This is a genomic window from Rhodococcoides fascians A44A, assembly GCF_000760735.1.
In the GTDB taxonomy this organism is placed as follows: Bacteria; Actinomycetota; Actinomycetes; order Mycobacteriales; family Mycobacteriaceae; genus Rhodococcoides; species Rhodococcoides fascians_E.
Genome location: NZ_JMEX01000004.1, coordinates 625156 through 631488, shown reverse-complemented (window position 1 = coordinate 631488; position 6333 = coordinate 625156). Strand labels below are relative to the sequence as shown.

At 63.3% G+C, this 6333-nt stretch carries 7 protein-coding genes; 4 read left to right on the top strand and 3 right to left on the bottom strand.

All coding sequences use genetic code 11. The features are described 5' to 3' along the window. Window positions 1-417 precede the first annotated feature (417 nt). Window positions 418-1968, bottom strand: coding sequence for an adenylate/guanylate cyclase domain-containing protein (locus BH95_RS03940; RefSeq protein ID WP_037181099.1), 1551 nt, complete (start codon window positions 1966-1968; stop codon window positions 418-420). A gap of 42 nt (window positions 1969-2010) precedes the next feature. On the opposite strand from BH95_RS03940, the gene nucS reads away from it, so the two are divergent. Continuing rightward, window positions 2011-2682: an endonuclease NucS gene (nucS, locus tag BH95_RS03935; RefSeq protein WP_026347768.1), complete on the top strand. Its 672-nt coding sequence runs from the start codon at window positions 2011-2013 to the stop codon at window positions 2680-2682. A 23-nt stretch (window positions 2683-2705) separates the two neighbouring features. Continuing rightward, window positions 2706-3032 carry an ATP/GTP-binding protein gene (locus BH95_RS29380; RefSeq protein ID WP_080733893.1) on the top strand — a complete coding sequence of 109 codons (327 nt, stop codon included), beginning with the start codon at window positions 2706-2708 and terminating at the stop codon, window positions 3030-3032. A gap of 19 nt (window positions 3033-3051) precedes the next feature. Here the strand turns inward: BH95_RS29380 and BH95_RS03930 are convergent, their stop codons facing one another. Both BH95_RS03930 and mce read right to left on the bottom strand, forming a co-directional pair. Beyond that, the gene (locus BH95_RS03930; RefSeq protein WP_019664981.1) at window positions 3052-3990 is read right to left on the bottom strand and encodes a hypothetical protein; all 939 of its coding nucleotides are present in this window, start codon (window positions 3988-3990) and stop codon (window positions 3052-3054) included. Window positions 3991-4035: 45 nt separating this feature from the next. After that, the gene (gene mce, locus BH95_RS03925; protein WP_019664980.1) at window positions 4036-4515 is read right to left on the bottom strand and encodes a methylmalonyl-CoA epimerase; all 480 of its coding nucleotides are present in this window, start codon (window positions 4513-4515) and stop codon (window positions 4036-4038) included. A gap of 94 nt (window positions 4516-4609) precedes the next feature. On the opposite strand from mce, the gene BH95_RS03920 reads away from it, so the two are divergent. Next, window positions 4610-5800, top strand: coding sequence for an acetyl-CoA C-acetyltransferase (locus tag BH95_RS03920; RefSeq protein ID WP_170949322.1), 1191 nt, complete (start codon window positions 4610-4612; stop codon window positions 5798-5800). A 100-nt stretch (window positions 5801-5900) separates the two neighbouring features. Further along, window positions 5901-6266 (top strand): DUF3817 domain-containing protein, encoded by a 366-nt coding sequence (locus BH95_RS03915; RefSeq protein WP_019664978.1) that lies wholly within the window; start codon window positions 5901-5903, stop codon window positions 6264-6266. Window positions 6267-6333 lie beyond the last annotated feature (67 nt).

Here is a 6333-nt window from a genome sequence, read left to right as displayed (position 1 = left end):
CGAGCACCCACGAAAACACCCCCCGAATGTGCGCTGACACCACCACCACACGCACAACAGGAGGGTGAATCCACCCCGTCCGCCAATCAGCGACACAGACGCACACCCACGAGCCGGACGCACGGCCAGGTGCCAGCACTACACCGTGCACGTGACACAACGGCGAGCATCCACCACCGAACAACGAACCACCCACCGGAAAACACCCCCCCGAATGTGCGCTGACACCACCCCCACACGCACAACACGAGGGTGAATCCACCACCCCGTCCGCCAGGCCAGAAACACAGACGCACGGCCAGGTGCCAGCACAACGCCGTGCATCCGACACAACGGTGAGCATTTGCGCCAGGACTGACCCGCGCACCCGTTGATTGGCATGGGTTTGCCCCTGCCCCATGTACCCGGGGCAGGACGTCAGGCGGTGGGGGAGGCGAGGACGGTTTCTGCGGATCTGCCGCGGAGGGTGACGCTGTCTCCGAATTCCCAGCATGAGCTTTCGGGATCGGATGCGCCCTCCACCGTGATCTTCGAGGCAAGGATGGCGCCGGGGGCGTTCTTGGCCAGGTCCGACAGGCGGGCGGCTTCGTTGACCGGATCGCCGATGACGGTGTATTCGAAGCGTGACTTCGCACCGACGTTGCCGGCGACTGCGCGTCCGGAGGCGACGCCGACGGCTGCACTGCACTCGGGTACCTCGTCGCGAAGCCGTGTACTGATCTTCCGTGCGGCCGCAAGGGCAGCGCCGCAGTGGTCTTCCATATCGCCCGGAGCTCCGAAGATGGCGAGGGCGGCGTCACCTTCGAATTTGTTGATGAAGCCGCCGTGCTCGTCGACCTCGTCGACCACCACGGCGAAGAATCGGTTGAGAAGTGCGACGACTTCGGCGGGCGGACGCGTCGATGCGATTTCCGTCGAACCGACCAGGTCGATGAAGAAGACCGCAATGTCTCGTTCTTCGCCACCGAGTTCGGGGTTCTTGCTCAGTGCCGCTTCGGCCACCTCGTGTCCGACGTGGCGACCGAAGAGATCACGGATCTTCTCTCGTTCGCGGATGCCGTCGGCCATGCGATTGAAGCCGCTCTGGAGTTCGCCGAGCTCGGTGCCGTCGTACACGGCAAGGTGCACGTCCGAGTTGCCTCGCTCGAGCTCCGCCATTCCCGATCTCACATTGCTGATGGGTGCGGTAGTGGCGAAACCACCCAGGAGAGTCAGAAAGAAACCGAAGACGAGTGTGATACCTCCGAGCGCCAGAATCGCGACGGCCATCTTGTCCGCGTTCGTCTGGTACGGCCTGATGAAGCTGAAGATTGCAATGATCATGAGCCCGGCGACGGGTACTCCGGTCCCGAGGATCCAGGACAGAATCGACCGCCCCATCACACCCGCGATTCGAATGCGTCGTGGATCGCCGGCCTCGAGCGCGCGTGCTGCTGCCGGGCGCAGCGCGAACTCGCTCAGCAGATAGCTGAACGCGCAGACGACGGTTCCACCGGCACCGATCGTGAACGCCACCTTGGGGATCGACTGGGGATCGATGATGCCGTCGATCGTCGTGATCAGGACGAGCCCAACTGTCCACAACAGGATCTGAACGCGGGTGAGCTGCCACGGCATGGAAAGCGTGTTGACCTGCTCCTTGCGCGTCGGCTTACGGTCCTCGATCGCCCACCTCAACGCCCGGACGGCACGTGTAGTACCCCAGAGAACACCGACGATGAACGCCAAGCCGACGTAGACCGGAATGACGATGTAATTGACCCACCAGTACTTGGGAACCAGCACATCGGGCCCCGGCACCACAACACTCACCAGTGCACCCACGATGACGGCACCGATGAGATTGGACCCCAGCAGGAAGATCGTGAGCAGTATCTGGACGCGGACACGTCGACGTCTGGGGGACTCGGACGTGTCGCCGAGTAGGCGTGATCCGAGCGGTGCGGCGGATCGTCTGAATTGCGGCATGGTGGTCACAGACTAGCGGTCGGTTTGGCTTAGGGTGGGCAAGTGCGTCTCGTAATTGCTCGGTGCCAAGTGGACTACGTCGGCCGTCTTACCGCTCATCTTCCTCCTGCTAGGAGGCTACTTCTCGTCAAGTCCGACGGGTCGGTCAGTATTCACGCCGACGATCGAGCGTACAAGCCGTTGAACTGGATGAGTCCGCCGTGCTGGACTGTCGAATCCACCGAGGACGACACCATCAAATGGGTCGTGACCAACAAGGCCGGCGAGGAACTGCGCATCACGATCGAGGACGTCGAACTCGATTCGAGCCATGAGCTCGGCGTGGACCCCGGTCTCGTCAAGGATGGCGTCGAGTCGCATCTGCAGGAGCTGTTGGCGGAACACGTGGAGACTCTCGGTGAGGGTTACACGTTGGTTCGCCGCGAGTACATGACGGCCATCGGGCCAGTGGATCTGCTGTGCCGCAACGCCGACGGTGGAACGGTCGCGGTGGAGATCAAGCGCCGGGGTGAGATCGACGGCGTCGAACAGCTCACCCGCTATCTCGAGCTGTTGAACCGGGATCCGGTGCTGGCGCCGGTCAGTGGAGTTTTCGCCGCTCAAATCATCAAACCGCAGGCACGGACGTTGGCGACGGACCGCGGAATCCGTTGCCTGACCCTCGACTACGACGTCCTTCGTGGAACCGAGAGCACGGAGTTTCGGCTGTTCTGACGGCTTCTTCTACAATCGAGACCGTGCCTCGGCGTAATCACGACAGGAAAGCGAGCCGTAGAACCAATGGTTCGCGTGATTCGCGTCCCGATTCGCTGATGGGTGGCGCCCGGATCGAGAGTGGTCCGTCGGGGTGGTCCGACGAGGAGTTCACGACGCGCACCGTCCCCGGAAATCGGGCGACTAAGACCTACCGATGCCCGGGCTGCGATCACGAGATCAGACCTGGGGTGTCGCATATCGTGGCGTGGCCGGCGGCCGAGCTCGGCGGCCCGGACAATCGTCGGCACTGGCATTCCGGCTGCTGGTCGGGGAGGGCGACCCGCGGCCTGACGCGGCGCTGGTCGTAACCAGCGCCGCATTCATCCGTCAGGAAGACGCTTCGGCCTTGTCCTTGTCGTCGGCCTTGTCGGACGACTCGTCGTCCTTGCCGAGTGCGATCGCCTCGGGGGAGTCCAGTAGCTCGCTCTCGCGGTTGACGGACGCCAGCATCGCGGGAACCGAATCGAGTTGTCCGCGAATGCCCAAGAGCTGAGCCAGAACTCGGCTTCGGAGGACCCGAAGTTCCTCGGCGAGTTCCTTCGAATGTGCAATGCGACGTTCGCTCTGCTCGGTAGCGGCCTGGAGTCGACGGGTGGCTTCCGTCGTTGCCTCCTCGATGCGGTGCGCCGCATCGGCCTTGCTCGAGCTTTCGAGATCCTCCAGTGCAGCGAGGATCTTCGTGCGGCGGTCCGCCATCGTGATCTCGAAGTCCTCCTGCACCTTGGCGCGCTTGGCCTCGGACTCCGCAGCGAGCTGGTCACGCTCGGCCTGTGCGGCTTCGACGACTCGCGCCGCCTCCGTCCGGGCCTGAGCCATCGTCTGCTCGTGCTCGGTCTCGAGCGCGGACCGACGTTCTTCCAGCTCGGCTACGAGCGACTCGTGACGGCCGCGGAGACGAGCGCTCTCCTGCTCGGCGACCGAGACCATTTCCTCGGCCTCGGCGTGTGCCTTTGCCCTGACCTCCGATGCCTCGTCCGAAGCGAGGCGGAGCATGCGAGAGATACGGTCGCTCATGCCTTCTGCGGTGGTCGGCGGTACCGACAGGCGATCGATGTCCTTGCGGAGTTCGTCGATCTCGTCTCGGGCGTCGTCGAGTTGCTTGGCCAGGTCGCGGGCCTGTGCAGCCGCGGCATCACGATCAGCGGTCGTCAGCCGTAGTTCGGCGTCGAACCTTTCGAAATAGTTCGTGACTTCGTCGCGGTCGAATCCCTTTCGGACGAGGGAGAAGGGAAGTTGCACACCGGTGCGCTCTTGCTCTGTGGCCATGGCGGTCAATTTACCGGTGCGTAGGGTAGAGAGCCAGACGATGGGTCAATGGATCGGACTTTTGGTCGGTTCTACGAGTTCGATGAGGACTCCGCCCGCATCTTTGGGATGAACGAAGTTGATTTTCGAGTCCGCAGTGCCTCGGCGGGGCTCGTCGTAGAGCAGTCGAACGCCGCGCGCCCGCAACTCCGTCGAGATCCGGCCGATGTCCGTGACGCGATATGCGAGCTGCTGCAAGCCCGGCCCGTTGCGATCGATGAACTTGGCGATCGTCGAGTTCTCGTCGAGCGGCGCGAGGAGCTGCAACGCCGTCGACCCGTCCGAGGCGCCGGGGAAGGACAACATCGCCTCGCGAACTCCCTGGCTTTCGTTGACCTCTTCGTGGGTCGAGACCATGCCGAGATGCTCGGCGTACCAGGCGATGGCTACATCGAGATCGGGGACGGCAATACCGACGTGGTCGATCGCCGTGACGAGGTCTGATGGAAGAGGGAGTCCCTTGGACGGTCGAGTGTCGGTAGTCATAGAGTCGACGTTAGCGGTGGTTGCTTGGCAACGCTCACCGGGGCTGTCAAAGTAAATGGCGACTAACTTCGTCGCATACGGTTGGAGGAACATCGTGACCACGTCCGTCATCGTCGCCGGGGCCAGGACCCCGGTTGGTCGGTTGTCCGGAGCACTGAAGGATTTCTCGGGTTCGGATCTCGGCGGGATCGCGATCAAGGGCGCGTTGGACAAGTCGGGTGTCGCTCCCGAGCTTGTCGAGTACGTCATCATGGGGCAGGTCCTCACGGCCGGTGCGGGTCAGATCCCGGCACGGCAGGCCGCGGTCGCGGCGGGCATTCCGATGGATGTTCCGGCGCTGACGATCAACAAGGTGTGCCTGTCGGGTGTCGATGCGATCGCGTTGGCCGATCAGCTGATCCGGGCGGGGGAATTCGAGGTCGTCGTCGCCGGTGGTCAGGAATCGATGACCCAAGCACCGCACATGCTCGAGAAATCGCGTGCGGGATTCAAGTACGGCGATGTGACGATGAAGGATCACCTCGCCTACGACGGCTTGTACGACATCTTCACCGACCAGGCCATGGGCGGACTCACCGAATCGCGTAACGAGGGTGCAGTCGCGTCCACCCGCGAGGAGCAGGACGCGTTCGCCGCGGGCTCGCATCAGCGTGCGGCGACGGCGTGGAAGAACGGTGTCTTCGACGACGAGGTCGTGCCGGTGGAGATCCCGCAACGCAAGGGCGATCCGATCGTGTTCTCCCAGGACGAGGGCATCCGCGCCGACACCACCACCGACACCCTCGCCAAGCTGCGGCCCGCGTTCTCCAAGAGCGGCACCATCACCGCGGGTAATGCCTCGACGATCAACGACGGTGCTGCCGCGGTGATCGTGATGAGCAAGGCCAAGGCCGAAAGCTTGGGGTTGAAGTGGATCGCGGAGATCGGTGCACACGGTGTGGTCGCCGGGCCGGATTCATCGCTGCAGTCGCAGCCGGCGCGGGCGATCGTAAAAGCGTGCGCGAAGGAAGGGATCGATCCGAAGGATCTGGATCTGATCGAGATCAACGAGGCATTCGCTGCGGTCGGTATCGCCTCGACCCGTGAACTCGGGATCGACGAGAGCAAGGTCAACGTCAACGGTGGTGCTATCTCCATCGGGCATCCTCTGGGCATGTCCGGTGCGCGTATCGCTCTGCACCTCGCGCTGGAACTGCAGCGCCGCGGCGGTGGTGTCGGCGCAGCCGCACTGTGCGGCGGCGGCGGACAAGGCGACGCGCTGATCATTCGGGTGCCGAAGAAGTAAAGAGAAAGTAAGCCCACAGCATGGTGGCTCTGGTCAAGACCTACGGGTGAGATCAGAGCCACTACGCTGTGTCGTAGTAGTTCGGGCACAATGGTCTTCCATGGTGAACTTCTTCGACCTGAGCACGACCGCCAAGCGCTTCCGTTTCGTCGCAGTCCTGGAGGCCCTCACGTGGCTCGGTCTGCTCATCGGAATGGCGTTCAAGTACATCCCGGCCGACGGCAACGAGATCGGCGTCAAGATCTTCGGACCGATTCATGGAGCTGTTTTCGTCCTCTACCTGGTCGTCACGGTCGTCACGGCGGTGAAGCTGCGCTGGAACGTCGTCACGACACTTCTCGCCGCAGTCGCCAGCGTGCCGCCGTTCGGCACGGTCGTCTTCGAAATCTGGGCAGCGCGGACAGGAAAGCTCGCTGAGCTCAGTGGACCGGGCGTCGGTCTCGGTAAGGGCTCGACCGTCGCGTAGGAGTGGAGCCTGCGGAATGACCCGGGTTGGGCGGGAGTGGAGCCTGCGGAATGACCCGGATTGGGCG